The sequence below is a fragment of the Streptomyces virginiae genome (assembly GCF_000720455.1).
Classification (GTDB): domain Bacteria; phylum Actinomycetota; class Actinomycetes; order Streptomycetales; family Streptomycetaceae; genus Streptomyces; species Streptomyces virginiae.
The window spans coordinates 179,007-197,400 of record NZ_JOAK01000007.1 but is presented as its reverse complement, the minus strand read 5'-3'; the positions used below and the strand labels follow the sequence as shown (position 1 = coordinate 197,400).

Below are 18,394 nucleotides of genomic sequence, written 5' to 3'. Positions count from 1 at the left end.
AACCTCGACGAAAGCAGCACCGAACAGCTCCGCCAGGGACTCGTCCCACTCGTCCGGCACGACACCACGCACGTCGTACGCCTTGACGATGTTCGAAAGGTCGGGCATTTCCACTCCTCCATCGGGTGTACGGGATGACCAGGACCGCCTGTGCCCGGGACGCTACCCGCCGCCTTCCCCGCCACGGGCCGTCCGCCCCCATCCCGTCGAGGCTTTGGCAGATTGTCGTCACCCCGGCGCGACCGCGCCCCGCTCCCGGCACCAGGACGCCGCCCGGCCGAGCCGGGCCGGCGGGCCCGGCCCAGGTGCGGTGCCGGCGAGCCGCCATGCCGTGTCCGCCCGGTACCGGCCAGGGCCGGTACGACCCACCCGTCGCCCCTCCCCAGCACCAGACCGGCGCGCAGGACCAGGCCTCCCGCGTCGAGCACGGACGCCTCCCCCGCCAGCCGGCTGCTGCTGGCCGGCGACACCGGGGCGGGCGCCAACTCCCCGACGTACGCGCCCCGGTGCGGCCGGGGCCCGTAGACGGCGCACGTCGACAGATGGACGATGCGCCGCACACCCGCGCGGCGCGCCTCCGCGAGGACGGCCTCCAGCGCCTATGGCGTTCCGTCGCTCCCGACGAGTTCGTCGTCACCGCCCCGCGGCCCCGAGCCCACAGCTTCCACTCGCCCGACGCGGGACACCACGATCCGCTCCTCCTGGCCGAGTCCGTCCGCCAGGCCATCCCGCTGCTCAGCCACGTGGCGTACGACGTGCCCTGCGGCCACCGCCAGATCTGGGACACCTTCAGCTACTCGACGGAGCCCGCCGCGCTCGTGGTCGGTTCGAGACCCGCCGACATCATGCTCCACATACGCTGCTCGGGCATCGCCCGCCGGGCCGCAGGCTCGGCCGCCTGACCATGCACGTCACCGCCACCCCGGGACGGGGAGTTGCCGGGCACCGCCGAGGCCGGCTTCACCGACCAGCCCGAGGCCGTCCACCAGCGCCTGCGCGGCGGGAACGCCGACCTCGACCGGGTGACCTCCCGCGTCATCCCGCTCCCGCCGCCGATGACGCCCCGACGTGTGCCGCGACCGCTTCCACCACGTGGTGCTCTCCCCCACCAGCTCCTTGCGACGCGCGCAGCTGCGGACCGACTCAACCACCCGATCCTCTTCGACCACCCCGTCGACCACGCCCCGGGCATGCTGCTGGAGGCCGTACGCCAGGCCGCGTACGGCCTCCGCCTTCCCCCGCCGGGGGTCCTGACCGACATGGAGATGCGATTCTTCCGCTACGCGGGGCTGAACTCGCCCTGCTGGATCGAGACGACCGCGCTCCCCGACCTGACGGCATCGCCGGACCGCCGCAGGCTCCCCGTCCGGGTCGTGGCCCGGCAGAACGGCGAGGACGTCTTCACCGCCACGGCGACGATCACCGCCACGGCGGCCGCGCCCCTGCACACCTCCGTCGCACCCTGACCGTCCCCCCGACACGTACGACGAAGGCGCCTGCCCGGACTCCGCCCGGCAGGCGCCTTCCCTTTGCCGTGGGGCTCGGGTCCCCTCAGACCTTGCGGACCACACCGGACTTGAGCTGCATCTGCCCGAAGCCCTCGATCCTGCAGTCGATGTCGTGGCCGTCCACGCCGTCGACGAGGCGGATGTTGCGCACCTTGGTGCCCGCCTTGATCCCGGTCGGACTGCCCTTGACCTTCAGGCCCTTGACGACCGTCACGGTGTCGCCGTCGGCCAGCACGTTGCCGACGGCATCCTTGATCACCCGCTCCTCGGGTGCCTCGCCCGATCCGGCGGCGGCGAGGGGCCACTCGTGCCCGCATTCGGGGCAGATCAGCAGCGAGCCCATCTCGTAGGCGTAGGCACCCGCACACTCGGGGCAGGCTGGCAAGGGGTTCTCAGTCACCCCATCAGTATATTTCAGGCGCCATCGCCCCAGATCGCCCCGCCGGTCCGCCCGTCCGCCGGTCCGCCCGTCCGCCCGTCCGCCCGTCCAGGAGGTCCATGTGTCTGCCGCATCGAGTTACGCGTCCGGGGTCTGCGAAGTGCCGTTGCTCGGTGACACCATCGGCGAGAACCTGGACCGCACGGTGCGCAGGTTCCCCGACCGCGACGCCCTGGTCGACGTGGCCGCCGGCCGCCGGTGGACGTACGCGGAGCTGGCCGCCGATGTCGACGCCCTCGCCCTCGGGCTGCTGGACCTGGGCATCGTGAAGGGCGACCGCGTCGGGATCTGGGCCCCCAACCGCGCGGAGTGGACGCTGGTGCAGTACGCCACGGCCAAGATCGGGGCGGTCCTCGTCACCGTGAACCCGGCCTACCGCTCCCACGAACTGGAGTACGTGCTGCGACAGTCCGGCATCCGGCTGCTGGCCGCCGCGGACCGCTTCAAGACCTCCGACTACGCCGCCATGATCGAGGAGGTCCGGCCGCGATGTCCGGACCTGGAGTTCGTGGCGCTGCTCGGCGGCCCCCTGTGGGACTCCCTGCTGGAGCGCGGCCGCCGGGGCGCCCCGGCCGACCTGGCCCGGGCACAGGCCGCGCTGAGCCCGGACGACGCCGTCAACATCCAGTACACCTCCGGAACCACCGGGTTCCCCAAGGGCGCGACCCTCTCGCACCACAACATCCTCAACAACGGCTTCTTCGTTGGCGAGCTGTGCCACTACACCGAGCAGGACCGGGTCTGCATCCCGGTGCCCTTCTACCACTGCTTCGGCATGGTCATGGGCAACCTCGCCTGCACCAGCCACGGCGCGGCCATGGTGATCCCCGCGCCGGCCTTCGACCCGGTGGCCACCCTGGCCGCGGTGGAGTCGGAGCGGTGCACCTCGCTCTACGGCGTCCCCACAATGTTCATCGCCGAGCTGGCGGAGCCCGGTTTCGACTCGTACGACCTGTCCGGTCTGCGAACGGGGATCATGGCGGGCTCGCCCTGCCCGGTCGAGGTGATGCGGGAGGTCATCGAGCGGATGGGCATGACCGAGGTGTCCATCTGCTACGGGATGACGGAGACCTCCCCGGTGTCCACGCAGACCCGCGCCGACGACTCCGTCGAGCGCCGGGTGTCCACCGTGGGCCGCGTCGGACCGCACCTGGAGGTGAAGGTGGTCGATCCGCGGACCGGGCGGACCGTGCCCCGCGGCGAGCCGGGCGAGCTGTGCACCCGCGGCTACTCGGTGATGCTCGGCTACTGGGAGGAGCCCGAGCGCACCGCGGAGGCCGTCGACGCGGCCCGCTGGATGCACACCGGCGACCTGGCCGTCATGGACGACGACGGCTATCTGAGCATCACCGGCCGGATCAAGGACATGGTGATCCGCGGCGGGGAGAACCTCTACCCGCGCGAGATCGAGGAGTTCCTCCACACGCATCCGGACGTCCTCGACGTCCAGGTCATCGGGGTGCCCGACCCCAAGTACGGGGAGGAGCTGATGGCGTGGGTGCGGATGCGCGAGGGCGCCGAACCGCTGACCGCGGACGCCGTCCGCGCCTACTGCGCCGGCCGGCTCGCCCACTTCAAGATCCCCCGGTACGTGCACGTCGTGGAGGAGTTCCCCATGACCGTCACCGGGAAGGTCCGCAAGGTGGAAATGCGCCAGGAGGCCCTCCGCCTGCTGGAACTGCCCTCGTAGAAACGCGCGTTGCGGCTCACGCTGCCGCCGCTCCTGACCGATGATCTTCATGGGGCGCGTCGCGGCCGCGCCGTCCGGCCGTCCGCGACGCCCCGCCCTTCCCTGCCGACTGACCACCGACCAGAGGAACACCGTGCCGCTGCCCGTGAACCGACGTCTCGCCCTGACCGCCGCCCTGCTCGCCGTGACGGCCGCCGTCGCCCCCGCGACCACCGCCCGGGCGGCCGGGACCGCCCCCGACCTCGAAGCGCTGACCCAGGCGCTGCGCAACACGACGGCCGCCGGAGCGCCCGGCGCCATGGCCCGCTTCAGCGGCCCCGACGGGGTCCGCACCCGGGCCGTCGGCGTACGCGACAAGGCCGCGGGCACGGCCATGGACCCGCAGGCCCGCTTCCGGATCGGCAGCGTCAGCAAGACCTTCTCCTCCGTGGTCCTGCTCCAGCTCGTCGGCGAGAAGAAGATCGACCTGGACGCACCGGTCAACCGCTACCTGCCCGGCCTGCTGCCGGACGAGCGGATCACCGTGCGCCACCTGCTGACCCACCGCAGCGGCCTCGCGGACTACACCGACGCCATGTTCGAGCACACCGTCCCCGGCTTCGAGGCCGTGCGCGACCGGGTGTTCAGCTACCAGGAGCTGGTGGACCTCTCACTGCGCGAGCCCCGGACCACCGAGCCCGGCGTGGCGTACAAGTACTCGAACACCAACTTCGTCGTCGTCGGCATGCTGATCGAGAAGGCCACCGGCAACCGGGTGGGCAAGGAATACGAGCGGCGCATCTTCAAGCCGCTGGGCCTGCGCAACACCACGTACGTGCACCCCGACACCAAGATCAAGGGCCTGCACGCCCGCGGCTATCTGCACCCCGACGAGGCGGGCGCGCCGCTGGTCGACTCCACCGAGCAGACCGTGTCGTGGGCGCAGTCCGCGGGTGCGGTGATCTCCAACCCGGCCGACCTGAACACCTTCACGTCGGCGCTGCTCGGCGGCCGGCTGCTGCCGCCCCGGCTGCTGGACGCCATGGTGACCGCGACCCCGACCGACACCACGAACACCCGGTTCTACGGGCTGGGCCTGCGCCGCTACGACCTCTCCTGCGGTACGTCGGTCTACGGGCACACGGGCACGGTGCAGGGCTTCTACACGTACGCCTTCTCCACGCGCGACGGCCGGCGCAGCCTGTCCGCGATGGCGAACACCTCGAACAGGGGCGAGGCCAACACGGCGCTCGGCGGCACCCTGGAAGCCGCGTTCTGCGGCAAGCAGACCGAGAAGAAGGGCGCGCGCGGCTTCGGCTTCGCCCCGGCCGAGGCGGACCTGCCCGAGCACAACGCGCGCTGACGCCCGCCCGGCCGCCTGCACCGGCCCGGCTCCTCAGTCGGTGCCCACCGCGTCGTCGCACGCGGGGCAGACCCGGTCCGCGTACTCCGCGCCGTACCACGTCGCGCCGGGCTGCCCCGCGGGCTGCCCGGCCGGCTGCGGCGGGGCGGCCCGCATCGCGAAGGTGTCCCTGCCGCAGAAGGTCCGCGGACCGGGGACACCGTGCCTGCCAGGCGCCACGGGCGCCGCGTGCACGCGCACGACGACCGCCTCACCGCCGTCGTCCGCTGCCCCGCCGGGGTGCGCCGCCACCGGTTCCTGGACCTCGTACACCACCGCCATCACACTCATGGCTCGACGGTAGGCCGTCCCGGCGCCTCCCGCCGACCGGCCACGCCGGACCCGCCCGTCCGTGCCGTCCCGCCGGGAGACGGCGATACTGACGGATCATCAGGTCATCTGTCCCGGACTCTTGACTCCGTCGGCGCCAGTGGCGATTCTCGGACCACCGTTTGCGGGTTCATGACAAGTCGGCACCCCCGTGTGGCCGTCGCGTCCCCGAACGGGTCCGGCTCCTCCACCGCGCCATCCGCTGACCGAAGACGTGAGTGATGACCATTTCCCGACACAAGCAACCAAGGCGCAGCCCCCTCGCGGTCCTGTCATTGCTCCTCGCCGTGGTGGCGATGGTGCTCGGCCCCGTGCCCAGCTCCGCCGCCGACGACCCCGGCTGGTGGAATCCGGTGGCACGGCCCGCACCCGACTCCGACATCAACATCACCGGGGAACCCTTCAAGGGCACCGACTCCCAGGGCCGGGTGCGCGGTTTCGTCGACGCGCACGACCACCTGATGTCCAACGAGGGCTTCGGCGGCCGCCTCATCTGCGGCAAGCCCTTCTCCGAACTGGGCGTGGCCGACGCGCTCAAGGACTGCCCCGAGCACTACCCCGACGGCACCCTGGCGATCTTCGACTTCATCACCAAGGGCGGCGACGGCAAGCACGACCCGAACGGCTGGCCGACCTTCAAGGACTGGCCCGCCCACGACTCGCTGACCCACCAGCAGAACTACTACGCCTGGGTGGAACGCGCCTGGCGCGGCGGCCAGCGCGTGCTCGTCAACGACCTCGTCACCAACGGCGTCATCTGCTCGGTCTACTTCTTCAAGGACCGCGGCTGCGACGAGATGACCGCCATCCGGTTCGAGGCGCAGAAGACGTACGACATGCAGGCCTACATCGACAAGATGTACGGCGGCCCCGGAAAGGGCTGGTTCCGGATCGTCACCGACTCCGCCCAGGCCCGTGAGGTCGTCAAGCAGGGCAAGCTGGCGGTCGTCCTCGGAGTCGAGACCTCCGAGCCGTTCGGCTGCAAGCAGATCCTGGACTTCGCGCAGTGCAGCAAGGAGGACGTCGACCGGGGCCTGGACGAGCTGCACCGGCTGGGCGTGCGGAGCATGTTCCTCTGCCACAAGTTCGACAACGCCCTGTGCGGCGTCCGCTTCGACCAGGGCGCGCTCGGCACCGCGATCAACGTGGGCCAGTTCCTGTCGACCGGCACCTTCTGGAAGACGGAGAAGTGCACGGGCCCGCAGCACGACAACCCCATCGGGTTCGCGGCCGCTCCGCAGGCGCAGAAGGAGCTTCCGGCGGGCGTGTCCGTGCCCTCGTACGCGGCGGACGCGCAGTGCAACACCCGCGGTCTGACCGAGCTCGGCGAGTACGCGGTGCGCGGGATGATGAAACGCAAGATGATGCTGGAGATCGACCACATGAGCGTCAAGGCCGCCGGCCGGGCCTTCGACATCCTGGAGTCCGAGTCCTACCCGGGCATCATCTCCTCGCACAGCTGGATGGACGACAACTGGACCGAGCGGCTCTACAAGCTCGGCGGCTTCGTCGCCCAGTACATGAACGGGGCCGAGGGCTTCAGCGCGGAGGCCAAGGCCAAGAACGCCCTGCGCGACAAGTACAACGTCGGCTACGGCTACGGCACCGACATGAACGGCGTCGGCGGCTGGCCCGGCCCCCGCGGGGCCGGCACGCCGAACCCGGTGCGCTATCCGTTCCGCAGCGTCGACGGCGGCTCCGTCATCGACAGGCAGACCACCGGACAGCGCACCTGGGACCTCAACACAGACGGCGCCTCGCACTACGGCCTGGTCCCGGACTGGATCGAGGACATCCGCAACGTCGGCGGCCAGGACGTGGTCGACGACCTCTTCCGCGGCGCCGAGTCCTACCTCACCACCTGGGGCTCGTCCGAGAAGCACAAGGCGGGCGTGAACCTCGCCGCGGGCGCGTCCACGGCGGCCAGCTCGGCGGAGTGGAACCCGTTCACGAGCTACGCCCCGTCCCGGGCCGTCGACGGGAACACGGGCACCCGCTGGGCGAGCGACTGGAGCGACGACCAGTGGATCCAGATCGACCTCGGCGCGGCCAACCTGGTCAAGCGCGTCACGCTCGAGTGGGAGCGCGCGCACGGGCAGGCCTACCGCATCGAGCTGTCGAACGACGGCACCAACTGGCAGTCGGCGTGGTCCACCACCACCGGTGACGGCGGTCTGGACACCGCGCTGTTCACCGGCACCACGGCCCGCTACGTACGCGTCCACGGCGTCCAGCGCGGCACCAAGTGGGGCTACTCGCTCTACGAGGTCGGCGTGTACAGCAGCTGACTCCGCTCAGCCGACCCACTCAGGTCCCGGGGCCGGGGCCGGCCGGATCCGCCGATCCGGCCGGCCCCGGCCCCGGCCGCCTTCGCCGCGCCCGCACCACTGCACTGCGCACGGACGCACGGAACGCACGGAACGAAGGGAACGAACGCCCATGGCACGCATGCCGTCGGCAGAGCGACGCCGCCAGCTGACCGAGGCGGCGATCCGCGTGATGGCCCGCGACGGCGTCGCACGGGCGACGACGCGGTCGATCTGCGCCGAGGCCGGCGTCTCCCTGAGCGTCTTCCACTACTGCTTCGAATCCAAGCAGGCCCTGCTGGAATCCGTCATCGTGGCGATCACCGAGCACGGCATCACCGTGGCGAGGGAGGCCATCCGGCCCCGGGCCACCCTCCGGGAGACCGTCCGGGCCGGCTTCCGGGCGTACTGGGACCACGTCGCCGCCAACCCGGGCGAGCACATGCTCACCTACGAGCTCACGCAGTACGCCCTGCGCCGGCCCGGGTTCGAGCACCTGGCGCGACGCCAGTACGAGCTGTACTCCGACACCTACACCGAGCTGATCGAACAGCTCCGCCGGCTCATGCCCTTCGAGCTGCGCGTACCGGTGCCCGTACTGGCCCGCTACCTGGCCGCCATGACGGACGGGCTGACCCTCAACCACCTCGTGCTCGGCGACGCCGAGGTCGTGGAGGCCATCCTCGACATGATCACCGACCAGGTCGCGGGGCTCACCGAGACCACGGACGGGGACCGGCCGCACGCACAGGAGCACACCGGTCCACCGCTCTCCGTCTGAAGGGGGCCGCCCGCCCCCTCCGTGGCGCCGCCAGCCCCCTCCGTCAGGCGCCGCCGGCGCCCACCTCGCCGCGGACCCGGCGGGCCGCCTCGACCAGGTTCTCCAGGGAGGCCCTGGTCTCGGGCCAGGCCCGGGTCTTCAGCCCGCAGTCGGGATTGACCCACAGCCGCTCGGCCGCGATGGCCCCCAGGCCCTTGCGCAGCAGCGCCGCGGCCTCGTCGACGGAGGGGATCCGCGGCGAGTGGATGTCCCAGACGCCCGGGCCGGCCTCGCGCGGATAGCCGGCGCCGGACAGCTCGTCGGCGACCTGCATGTGGGAGCGGGCGGCCTCCAGGCTGATGACGTCGGCGTCGAGGTCCCCGATCGCCCCGACGATGTCACCGAACTCGGCGTAGCACATGTGCGTGTGGATCTGGGTGTCGGGCCGGACGCCGCCGGTGGTGAGCCGGAAGGCCTCGGTGGCCCAGGCGAGGTAGGCCGCCTGGTCGGCGCCGCGCAGCGGGAGCGTCTCCCGCAGTGCGGGCTCGTCCACCTGGATGACGGGGGTCCCGGCGGCCTCCAGGTCGTCCACCTCGTCGCGCAGGGCCAGCGCGACCTGCCGGGCGGTGTCCGCGAGCGGCTGGTCGTCGCGGACGAAGGACCAGGCGAGCATGGTGACGGGTCCGGTGAGCATGCCCTTGACCGGCTTGGCCGTCTGCGACTGCGCGTACGTGGTCCAGCGGACGGTCATCGGGTCGGGGCGGGAGACGTCCCCGGCCAGGACGGGCGGGCGGACGTAGCGGGTGCCGTAGGACTGGACCCAGCCGTGCTGCGTGGCGAGGTAGCCGGTGAGCTGCTCGGCGAAGTACTGCACCATGTCGCCCCGTTCGGGCTCGCCGTGCACCAGCACGTCGAGGCCGGCCTTCTCCTGGAAGGCCAGCACCTCGCGGATCTCGGCCCTGATGCGGTCCTCGTAGCCGGCGGTGTCGGTGCGGCCCGCCCGCAGGTCGGCGCGGGCCGTGCGCAGTTCGCCGGTCTGCGGGAACGATCCGATGGTGGTCGTGGGGAGCAGCGGCAGGCCGAGGCGGGCGCGCTGGGCGGCCGCCCGCCGCGCGTACGGCTGGGAGCGGCGGCCGTCGGCGTCCGTGACCGCGGCGGTCCGGGCGCGCACGGCGGGGTCGTGGGCGACGGAGGAGTTCGCGCGGGAGGCCAGGTCGGCCCGGTTGGCGGCGAGTTCGGCCGTGATGGCGTCCGTGCCGCGGGCGAGGCCCCGGGCGAGGGTGGCGACCTCGGCGGTCTTCTGGCGGGCGAAGGCGAGCCAGCGCCTGACCTGCGGGTCGACGTCCCGTTCGGCGGAGGCGTCCAGCGGCACGTGGAGCAGGGAGCAGGAGGCGGCCACGTCGACGCTCCCGGCGAGGCCGAGGAGGGTGCCGAGCGTGCCGAGGGACTTCTCGAGGTCGTTGATCCAGATGTTGCGGCCGTCGACGACGCCCGCGACCAGGCGCTTGCCTGGCAGGCCGCCGACGGCGGCGAGGGCGTCGAGGTTCGCGGCGGCCGCGCCGGTGAAGTCCAGGGCGAGCCCCTCCACGGGGGCCTTGGCCAGCACGGGCAGGGCCTCGCCGAGCCGGTCGAAGTACGAGGCCACGAGCAGCTTCGGCCGGTCGGCCGCGCCGCCGAGCACGCGGTAGGCGCGGGCGGCGGCGTTCAGCTCGGCGGGGGTGCGGTCCTGCACCAGGGCCGGTTCGTCGAGCTGTACCCACTCGGCACCGGCCGCGCGCAGGTCCGCGAGGATCCGGGCGTAGGCGGGCAGCAGGCGGTCGAGGAGGGCGAGGGGGTCGAAGCCGGCGGCGACCGCGGGGGCGGGCTTGGCCAGCAGCAGGTACGTGACCGGACCGACCAGCACCGGGCGGGCGCGGTGGCCGAGTGCGCGGGCCTCCTCGAACTCGGCGACCTGCCGGGAGGAGTCCGCGGTGAAGACGGTGTCCGGGCCCAGTTCCGGCACCAGGTAGTGGTAGTTGGTGTCGAACCACTTGGTCATCTCCAGCGGCGCCACCTCCTGGGTGCCGCGTGCCATGGCGAAGTAGCCGTCCAGGGCGTCCGCGTCGACGGCCGCGCGGTGGCGGGCGGGGATCGCGCCGACCATGACGCTGGTGTCCAGGACGTGGTCGTAGTACGAGAAGTCGCCGGTGGGCACCTCGGTGATGCCGGCGTCGGCCAGCTGCTGCCAGTTGGTCCGGCGCAGGTCGCGGGCCGTCTCCCGGAGGGCGTCGGCGCCGACCCGGCCCTTCCAGTAGCCCTCGACGGCCCTCTTCAGTTCCCGGTCCTGGCCCTGACGGGGGTAGCCGTACACGGTGGCGGGGGTCTTGCTGGTCACGGAACTCTCCTTCGCGAGCTGTCTCCTGTGGACCCGGTGAGGGTCGGGAGCGCGAAGGGATGACGAACCGGGCGGACCTCGACCGGATGCGGGAGTGCGTACGTGACGCGTACGTGCCCGCGGTCGCCCGCCTGATGTGTCGCCGACCCGCCCACGAGGTCACCGGGATTTCCGCGCGCGACGGGTCGCGCACGGGCAACGGGCAGGTCTTCGGACTCGCGGGCACGCCTGCCGGTCTCCCGGCGGGCACCTACTGGCCGTCGCTTCCCAGGACCGTTCTCCGGTCCCAGTGCGTATGACGGCGGTCGTTCCCGCTCACCGCTGCGGGGCAGTCCCGGATTCCCACCGGGTTCCCTCTTACGACGCATCCCGCCTGGCGGACGGGGCGAACCAGCTGCCCGGCCAGAGTAGATGGCCTCCGGCCGCACCGCATCCAGGGAATGAATCCAGCCATGGCGTGAATTGCGTCACTACGGCGGAAGTTGTGTCCCGCTTGTCCGTTTGCGCGCACGAACTGCCTGGTCAGGGCGCTACGTTGCTCCCCTCGTACCTGGTTCATCGGGTACTCGCAGAAAGACCGAGGAAGTATGGCTACTCGCTTCTCCGCGGCAAGACGCCGCGGAAGAGGGCCCTGGGGGACCACCCACTGGATAGCGGGCGGAGCGGCACTCATCGTGACCGCCACCCTGATCCAGAGCTCACACCCGGCCGACGCCGCTCCGGCCCCGGCCGCCGCGGCCACGTCCGGTGCCGTGACAGAAGAACTCAACCTCGCGCGCGCCCGGGTGGCCGCCCGGACGGCGGGACACCGCGTGGAGGCGGTCTCGGAGCGGTCCGAGACTTCCACGACATGGGTGAACCCGAACGGCACCCTCACGACCGAAGTGGCCGCCGGACCGATCCGCTTCTACGACCAGCAGGCACGCGCCTGGCGCGGGGTCGACGTGACCCTGGGCCACGCCCCGGACGGGTCCGTGGCGTCCAAGGCCCACCCCCAGGGCCTGAAGCTGGCAGCGGGCAGCCTCCCGCGGATGGCCAAGGCCGCGCCGCAGGCCGCGCCGTCCGTCAACTACATCAGCACCGACCTCGTCACGCTGGGCGAGGGCGACCAGCAGATCACCCTCAAGTGGAAGGGCGCCCTGCCGTCCCCCAAGCTCGACGGGGCCCGCGCCGAGTACACCAACGCCGTCCCCGGCGGTGACGTCGTCGTCGAGGCCACGCGCAGCGGATTCGAGCAGTTCGTCGAGCTGAAGCAGCGCCCGGCCGGCGGGAACTACTCGTACACCCTGCCGCTGGTGGCCAAGGGCCTGAAGGTGGAGCAGCAGGCTGACGGCAGCGTGCAGTTCACCGACCGCAAGAGCAAGAAGACCGCGGTCATGCCGGCGCCGGTGATGTGGGACTCCACGGTCGATCCGGTCTCCGGCGAGCACACCCGCAAGGTGCCCGTGGCGATGAAGGTCGTCCAGGGCAGGGGCACGGTCGACCTGGTCGTCACTCCTGACGCGAAGTTCCTCGCGGACCCGGCCACCAGGTACCCGGTGACCGTGGACCCCTCGACCTCCTCGCTGGGGAACGTCTTCGACACCTACGTCCAGCAGGGCGAGACCGTCGACTGGTCCAACGACACCGAGCTCGACCTCGGCAACCCCGGCACCAAGAACGCGAACGGCACCTTCCGCACCGCGCGTTCGTTCATCACCTGGAACACGGCGCCGATCGCGGACGCCCTGGTCTCCGACGCCAAGCTGTCCCTGTGGAACTTCCACTCGGGCAACACCGACTGCGTCGCGCAGCCGTGGGAGGTCTGGGACTCGGGCACCCCGAGCACCGCGTCGCGCTGGACGAACCAGCCCGCCATGGGCACCAAGTACGCCACCTCCACCGAGACCCGCGGCAACCCCGGCTGCGGCTCGGCACCGGACGGCTGGATCAACGCCGACGTGACCACCCTCGTCCAGACCTGGGCGTCCGCGAAGGCACCGCTGTCCAGCATGGGACTGCGCGCCACCTCGGAGTCGGTCGTCGGGCAGTGGAAGCGCGTCAACTCCGCGAACGCCACCTCCAACCCGCCGAAGCTGACGGTGACCTACAACTACCGTCCGCAGACCGGCACCAAGCAGGAGGCCGGTCCCCCGTTCGTCCAGGACAAGACCCCCGCCTGGCGCGTCGAGACCACGACGCCCACACTGCGCGACACGTTCGCGGACAAGAACGGCGACACGGTCAACGGCACCTTCCAGATCTTCGACGCCGCCACCAACACCCAGGTCGGCGGCAACCTGGTGTCGCCGTTCGTCCCGGCCGGCACCCCCGCCTCCGTCGTCGTACCGGCGGGCGTGCTCCAGCACGGGCGCATGTACCGCTTCCGCACCTCGCCCTACGACGGCACGCACTACAGCAACAGCTGGTCCCCCTGGTCCAACTGGAGCACCTTCACGGTCAGCCCCCTGCCCGACTCCCCGCAGGACATCCAGGCCGGCGCCCAGGAAACCCTGACGCCCATCCTGTCCGCGGTCGTCACGACCCCGGCGCAAACACGCGTGAGTGCCGAGTTCTCCCTGAAGGACGCGGCCGGCAACCCGGTCCCGAACCTTCCGCTGCCGCCCGTATGGGTGGAGAGCGGCAACCGGGCCGCGCTCCAGATCCCCGAGGGCAAGCTGGCGGACGGCGCTGCCTACCGCTGGTCCGTGCGTGCCTGCACCAGCACCGGGTGCTCGCCCTGGTCGGCCGAACAGAACATGACGGTGCGCGTTCAGGCTCTGCCTCCGATGCCCACCGCCCAGTCCCTGGTACTCGGTGACGCCGCTCTCGGCAGTGCATCGGTGGCCACCGACTGTGCCACGGCAGGCTGCGCCACGCCTCCTGCCGGTCAGCTCCGGCTCGGGACGGCCGACGGCCACTCGTGGGCGACGCAGCTGAAGGCGAACTTCGCCGGGCTCCCCAAGGGGGCCCGGGTCACCTCGGCCAAGCTGTCGCTGACCAGGGCCGACTGCACCACGCAGTGCGTGGCGCAGAAGCCCGACGTCTTCGAGCTGTCCGCCCCGTGGACTCCGGCGCAGAGCGGCAAGGATCTCCTCACCGCCGCCGGAACCGAAAGCTACGCTTCCGAGATCGCTCTGAACGAGATCGAGTTCGGGATGCTCGTGCAGTCCTGGCTCGACCGCGGCGAGAACGAAGGCCTGGCACTCACCGTTCCCGGCACGGTGCAGGGCGCCGCATACCACTCGGGTGCGGCGGCGGACGCCGCCAAGCGGCCCAGGCTCACCGTCGAGTACCTGCCGCCGACCGCTCCCGGCGCGGTCAGCGAGGTCGTCGCCACCGCAGGCGACACCGGCCTGCTCGCCACGTGGAACGCCCCCGTCGACGGGGGTGCGACCGGCGAGACCGGCTACGTGGTGAAGGCCGAGAAGAACGACGGCACCGTGGTCGGCACCTGGGAGGGCACCGCGACACGTGCGGCCTTCACCGGCCTCGACAACTCCCTGTCCTACCGGGTGGCGGTGACGGCGAAGAACGCCGTGGGCACCGGTCCGGTGTCGCGTTCCGCGTCCGTCCAGGGGGCATCCGTGTCCGGCGGGGCAACCCGCTACAAGGACTACGTCCAGGCCTATCTGAGTGCCCGGGGCAAGCTGGTCACGGGCGTCAGCCTGACCGCCGCCGACGCGGCAGCCGCTTCCCCGGACGGAACCGTCTTCGGTGACTTCCTGGGCACGCAGGAAGGCGCCCTCGTCGCGACCCGTGAAGCGCTGGAGGGCAAGAACCAGGCCTACGTCGGTTCCTCCTCCGCGCTTGCCGACACCGTGGTGGCCAAGGGCTCGACGGCCGGACGTGTACTGGTACGCACCACTGTGGTCCAGACGATGACGGTGCGGATCGACGGCGTCGACCAGGTGTCCGAGGACACGAGCGCCAAGCGGTTCGTCTTCGGCCTCACGGGCGACACGGCGAAGCTGGAGAGCGAGTCCGACGACACCAGTGCCGGACAGACGCTGTCGACCACGGCGACCGCCGGCACCCAGGTCGTCGCCACACCTGCGGAGCCGGGCGCGGCAGACGACTCGGGCGCGCTGACGCTCGGCGCGGACGGCTTCCCCGTGGAGGCGCCGACGGCGCCCGGTGCGCAGCCGGCCGCGTACTTCAACGCGGCGGGCACCGGTGCCTGGGCCTTCCACAACACCGGAGTCAAGAAGGAGTACGACCAGGACTGCACCAATTTCGCGTCGAAGGCCCTCTACTACGGTGGTGGCATGAAAATGCGCACCGGCTGGTACCGGTCGGACAGTGCCTGGTGGAAGAATCCGAGCTGGGCTGTGTGGCCCAAGAACAGTTTCGCCTGGTCGGGGGCGGAGAACCTCCGCCGGCATCTCCTCGGCTACCGCTCCCAGTACTACGTGACCGACGTCAATTCCCTGCGCTCCGGTGACCTTCTCTTCTTCAAGTGGAAGAGGGAAGGGGTGTACAACCACGCGGCGGTCGTGACCGGCAGGGGCCAGGGTCAGGTCAACCTCGCCCAGCACGGCTGGACGAACCACACCACCCTGAACGCGGCCATCGGACGGTACCGCGGCGGGGACAACCCCATCGTCAGCGTGGTGGCGATCCGACTGGTGAGCACGAATTGAGCACCGCACCGGTGAGGTCGGCGTTCCTGAGCGGTCTGATGGCGGTCTCCGTCCTGACGGGCTGCTCAGCCGGGTCGGACCTCGGCTACGACGACGACTACTCCCAGCACGAACCGCTGGCCGTGGTCGGATACCCGAGCCGGGGGACATTGGAGATCACCCAGCGGGTGGTGTGGGGGATCGCCGACGGCAAGGCGGGCGAACTCGCCGCTCTCGGAACCGACGGGGAACCCCGGAAGACCGCCGAGAACTGGATCGCGGCGTTCGGCCAGGGAGCCCGTGGCAAGGTCACCGCGGATTTCTACGACTCCGGTTCCACCAGGCAGGTGGTCGTGCTGTATTTCCACGACACCAGCCAGATCAAGGAACTCCAGGTCCGGACCGTGGGCGACGACGGCTGGCGCGTGGTCATGGGCCAGCCGGACCCCGAGGACGCCACCGCCGTGTACCCCTGGGTGCCGAAGAAGCCGGGCGAGCTCGGTTCCAGGAGGGAAGGGTGAGCTGACCGGCTCCCGGCCTGCATGAGGGGCGTCGTCCCCGTGGGAGACCACGGGGACGACGCCCCTCGTCTCGCTCCTGGATCACCAGGTACCGACCGAAGGACCGAAGAAACATGGACACTTGCTTCTCCGCGGCAGGACGTCGTGGGAGAGGGACCCGGGGCTTCCTCGTCGCCGCGCTGGTCTTCGGTGTGCTGACCGGCTGCTCGTCGGAGTACGACGCGGCCGACCTGGAGTACGCCGGGGACTACAGCAGTCACCCGCCGCTCGCGGTGGTCGGGTACCCGACCACGGGGACGTTGAGGATCACTCAGCAGGTGGTGTGGCGGATCGCAGACGGGAAGGTCGACGCGCTGGCGTCCCTGGCCGCCGACGAGGAGGACCGGACTGCCGCGAAGAAGACCGCCGAGAACTGGATCGCCGCTTTCCGCAAGGGTGCCGGCGGGAAGGTCACCGCGGAGTTCTACGACGAGGGCTCGTACCGGCAGACCGTAGTGCTCTACCTGCACGCCACCGGTCAGATCAAACAGATCTACGTCCTGCCCGGACCGGCGGAAGGCAGGGACGTCCGGCGCGTGAACATGAGGGAGCCGGACCCGGCCGAGGCCACCGCCGTGGCGCCCTGGGTGCCGAAGAAGCCGGGTGAGCTGGGGTCGACGATGCTTCCGTGATCCGATCCGGAAGCCCGCCTGCGAAAGGGGCGCCGGCCCGCGGATCTCCGCGGGGACGGCGCCCCTTGTCGTCTCCGGAAAGGCCCGGGGGTCAGTAGCGGTCCAGCAGGGTGGTCAGGACCTTGTAGAGGACCGATTCCGGGTCCGCCACGGCGTCCGGCGAGCGCCAGGCCACGAAGCCGTCCGGGCGGACGAGGACCGCTCCGGACGCCGTGGTGCCGTGCGCCCCGGCCCAGTCGCCGTCGTCCTCCGGGATCAGGTCGGCCTCCGGGCCCGTGCCGATCGCGTAGGCGTCCAGGCGTACGTTCATCCGCTTGGCGACCGATCCCGCCGCTCCGCTCCACGGTGTGCCCTCGGAGCTGAGCAGGACGAAGGACCGCTCGTAGAGGTCGACCGTGGACTTCCGCCCGCCCTGCGCCGGATCGCGGAGCCACAGGTGCGGGGCGCGCGTGCCCGGATCCCCGCACAGCCGCATCCGTTCGGGCACGACCGGCAGGTCCGGGTCGGCCCCCACGACCGCGCCCTGCCCGTACCGGTACCCCATGGCCACGGTGAGGACGCCGTTCTGGCGGCCGCCGCCACCGCGCGCGGGCGCTCCGGCGACGGGCTCGGGAACGGTCTCCGGGTCCGGCTCGTAGCCCGGGTGGCTGTGCTCCGCGGAACGGGCCGAGGCCCGCTCGCTCGTGGCCCGCGCCACCGGGAGCCGCTCGGACTCGTAGGTCTCCAGCAGCCCCGGACCCGCGGCGCCGTCCAGCACCGCGGCGATCTTCCAGGCGAGGTTGTGCGCGTCCTGGATGCCGGTGTTGGAGCCGAACGCCCCGGTGGGCGACATCTCGTGGGCGGAGTCGCCGGCCAGGAAGACCCGGCCGGCCGCGTACCGCTGGGCGACGCGCTCGGCGGCGTGCCACGGCGCCTTCCCGGTGATCTCGACGTCCAGGTCGGGTGCGCCGACGGCCCGCCGGATGTGCTCCACGCAGCGTTCGTCGGTGAAGTCCTCCAGCGTCTCGCCCCGGTCGGGGTGCCACGGCGCGTGGAAGACCCACCGCTCGCGGTTGTCGACGGGCAGCAGGGCCCCGTCGGCGTCCGGCTTGGTGAGGTAGCACACGATGAAACGGCGGTCGCCGATCACGTCCGCGAGCATGCGGGACCGGAAGGTGATGCTCACGTTGTGGAAGAGGTCGCCGGGACCGCTCTGGCCGATGCGGAGCTGTTCGCGCACGGGGCTGCGCGGCCCGTCGGCGGCGACCAGGTAGTCGGCGCGCACCGTGCTGTGCTCCCCGGTCTCGCGGTTCTTGACGATCGCGGTGACCCCGCTCTCGTCCTGTTCGAAGGAGAGCAGTTCGGTGGAGAACCGCAGGTCCGCCCCGAGCGTGGGGGTGACGGACATCAGCACCGGCTCGATGTCGTTCTGGCTGCACAGGCACCAGCTCGAAGGGCTGAACCGCGCCAGTGCGCCCCCCGGGTCGATCTGCTCGAACAGCCATTCCTGGTCGTCACCGGTCAGGGAGCCGCCCTGCAGGATCCCGTGGTTGTCCGCCAGGACCGCGGCGGCCTCACGGATGCGGTCCTCGACGTGGGCGACCCGGAACAGCTCCATGGTGCGTACGTTGATACCGCGTCCACGTGGGTGCAGCGAGGTTCCCGCGTGCTTCTCGACCAGCATGTGCGTGATGCCGTGACGGCCGAGGAACAGCGAGGTGCACAGGCCCACCAGCGAGCCGCCCACGATGAGGACCGGGACGCGGTGGTCGACGTTTTCCTTCATGGCTCTTCCATGCCCTCTACGACGGGTGTTCCCTCGCTCGTTCACCCG

Annotated in this window: 13 protein-coding genes, 2 pseudogenes and 1 riboswitch; of the genes and pseudogenes, 10 read left to right on the top strand and 5 right to left on the bottom strand. The window is 71.4% G+C overall.

Translation table 11 applies throughout. The features are described from left to right. Positions 1–476: 476 nt before the first annotated feature. A pseudogene (locus IG86_RS45350) lies at positions 477–560 on the bottom strand (hypothetical protein); the annotation flags it as partial. On the opposite strand from IG86_RS45350, the gene IG86_RS42265 reads away from it, so the two are divergent. Together IG86_RS42265 and IG86_RS39955 are read left to right on the top strand one after the other, a co-directional pair. Further along, entirely contained in the window at positions 543–902 is a 360-nt protein-coding gene (locus tag IG86_RS42265) for an AfsA-related hotdog domain-containing protein (protein ID WP_051785193.1), read from the top strand. The pseudogene IG86_RS45350 and the gene IG86_RS42265 overlap by 18 nt on opposite strands. Before the next feature lie 33 nt (positions 903–935). Further along, positions 936–1,466 (top strand): AfsA-related hotdog domain-containing protein, encoded by a 531-nt coding sequence (locus IG86_RS39955; RefSeq protein WP_051785192.1) that lies wholly within the window; start codon positions 936–938, stop codon positions 1,464–1,466. Positions 1,467–1,551: 85 nt separating this feature from the next. Here the strand turns inward: IG86_RS39955 and IG86_RS0114985 are convergent, their stop codons facing one another. Then, positions 1,552–1,908 carry a zinc ribbon domain-containing protein YjdM gene (locus tag IG86_RS0114985; RefSeq protein WP_030820731.1) on the bottom strand — a complete coding sequence of 119 codons (357 nt, stop codon included), beginning with the start codon at positions 1,906–1,908 and terminating at the stop codon, positions 1,552–1,554. Positions 1,909–2,008: 100 nt separating this feature from the next. Here IG86_RS0114985 and IG86_RS0114980 point away from each other — a divergent pair, with 100 nt between their 5' ends. Next, positions 2,009–3,637 (top strand): AMP-binding protein, encoded by a 1,629-nt coding sequence (locus IG86_RS0114980; protein ID WP_030820729.1) that lies wholly within the window; start codon positions 2,009–2,011, stop codon positions 3,635–3,637. 133 nt (positions 3,638–3,770) lie between these two features. Further along, positions 3,771–4,979, top strand: a complete 1,209-nt coding sequence (locus IG86_RS0114975; protein WP_030820727.1) for a serine hydrolase domain-containing protein — start codon at positions 3,771–3,773, stop codon at positions 4,977–4,979. A 33-nt stretch (positions 4,980–5,012) separates the two neighbouring features. Here the strand turns inward: IG86_RS0114975 and IG86_RS0114970 are convergent, their stop codons facing one another. Continuing rightward, complete coding sequence (locus IG86_RS0114970; protein ID WP_030820725.1) at positions 5,013–5,309, bottom strand: hypothetical protein; 297 nt, start codon at positions 5,307–5,309, stop codon at positions 5,013–5,015. Positions 5,310–5,569: 260 nt separating this feature from the next. Between IG86_RS0114970 and IG86_RS0114965 the strand changes: the two genes are divergently transcribed. Then, positions 5,570–7,636, top strand: a complete 2,067-nt coding sequence (locus IG86_RS0114965; protein WP_045936987.1) for a galactose-binding domain-containing protein — start codon at positions 5,570–5,572, stop codon at positions 7,634–7,636. A 151-nt stretch (positions 7,637–7,787) separates the two neighbouring features. After that, positions 7,788–8,435 (top strand): TetR/AcrR family transcriptional regulator, encoded by a 648-nt coding sequence (locus tag IG86_RS0114960; protein ID WP_045936988.1) that lies wholly within the window; start codon positions 7,788–7,790, stop codon positions 8,433–8,435. A gap of 43 nt (positions 8,436–8,478) precedes the next feature. On the opposite strand, the gene metE is transcribed toward IG86_RS0114960, so the two are convergent. Beyond that, the gene (metE, locus tag IG86_RS0114955; RefSeq protein ID WP_030820718.1) at positions 8,479–10,788 is read right to left on the bottom strand and encodes a 5-methyltetrahydropteroyltriglutamate--homocysteine S-methyltransferase; all 2,310 of its coding nucleotides are present in this window, start codon (positions 10,786–10,788) and stop codon (positions 8,479–8,481) included. Positions 10,789–10,972: 184 nt separating this feature from the next. Then, positions 10,973–11,198, bottom strand: a riboswitch (cobalamin riboswitch). 177 nt (positions 11,199–11,375) lie between these two features. On the opposite strand from metE, the pseudogene IG86_RS44335 reads away from it, so the two are divergent. The 4 genes and pseudogenes from IG86_RS44335 to IG86_RS0114935 all read left to right on the top strand — a co-directional run. Further along, positions 11,376–13,235: pseudogene (locus IG86_RS44335) on the top strand (DNRLRE domain-containing protein); the annotation flags it as partial. A gap of 291 nt (positions 13,236–13,526) precedes the next feature. Continuing rightward, positions 13,527–15,410: an amidase domain-containing protein gene (locus tag IG86_RS45345; RefSeq protein WP_338116745.1), complete on the top strand. Its 1,884-nt coding sequence runs from the start codon at positions 13,527–13,529 to the stop codon at positions 15,408–15,410. After that, a complete protein-coding gene (locus IG86_RS0114940) occupies positions 15,407–15,910 on the top strand; it encodes a hypothetical protein (protein WP_157854828.1) in 504 nt (167 codons plus the stop codon). Before IG86_RS45345 ends, IG86_RS0114940 begins: the two co-directional genes overlap by 4 nt. Before the next feature lie 113 nt (positions 15,911–16,023). Further along, positions 16,024–16,581 carry a hypothetical protein gene (locus tag IG86_RS0114935; RefSeq protein WP_157854827.1) on the top strand — a complete coding sequence of 186 codons (558 nt, stop codon included), beginning with the start codon at positions 16,024–16,026 and terminating at the stop codon, positions 16,579–16,581. A gap of 91 nt (positions 16,582–16,672) precedes the next feature. Here IG86_RS0114935 and IG86_RS0114930 read toward each other — a convergent pair whose 3' ends face one another. After that, the gene (locus IG86_RS0114930; RefSeq protein ID WP_465270293.1) at positions 16,673–18,391 is read right to left on the bottom strand and encodes an FAD-dependent oxidoreductase; all 1,719 of its coding nucleotides are present in this window, start codon (positions 18,389–18,391) and stop codon (positions 16,673–16,675) included. Positions 18,392–18,394 lie beyond the last annotated feature (3 nt).

What these genes read in the sequence shown, in the direction of transcription:
- IG86_RS42265 (WP_051785193.1), top strand. Translation starts at nt 543, where the DNA reads ATGGACGATGCGCCGCACACCCGCGCGGCGCGCCTCCGCGAGGACGGC.
- IG86_RS0114970 (WP_030820725.1), bottom strand. Translation starts at nt 5,309, where the DNA reads ATGAGTGTGATGGCGGTGGTGTACGAGGTCCAGGAACCGGTGGCGGCG.
- IG86_RS0114965 (WP_045936987.1), top strand. Translation starts at nt 5,570, where the DNA reads ATGACCATTTCCCGACACAAGCAACCAAGGCGCAGCCCCCTCGCGGTC.
- IG86_RS0114960 (WP_045936988.1), top strand. Translation starts at nt 7,788, where the DNA reads ATGGCACGCATGCCGTCGGCAGAGCGACGCCGCCAGCTGACCGAGGCG.
- IG86_RS45345 (WP_338116745.1), top strand. Translation starts at nt 13,527, where the DNA reads ATGACGGTGCGCGTTCAGGCTCTGCCTCCGATGCCCACCGCCCAGTCC.
- IG86_RS0114935 (WP_157854827.1), top strand. Translation starts at nt 16,024, where the DNA reads ATGGACACTTGCTTCTCCGCGGCAGGACGTCGTGGGAGAGGGACCCGG.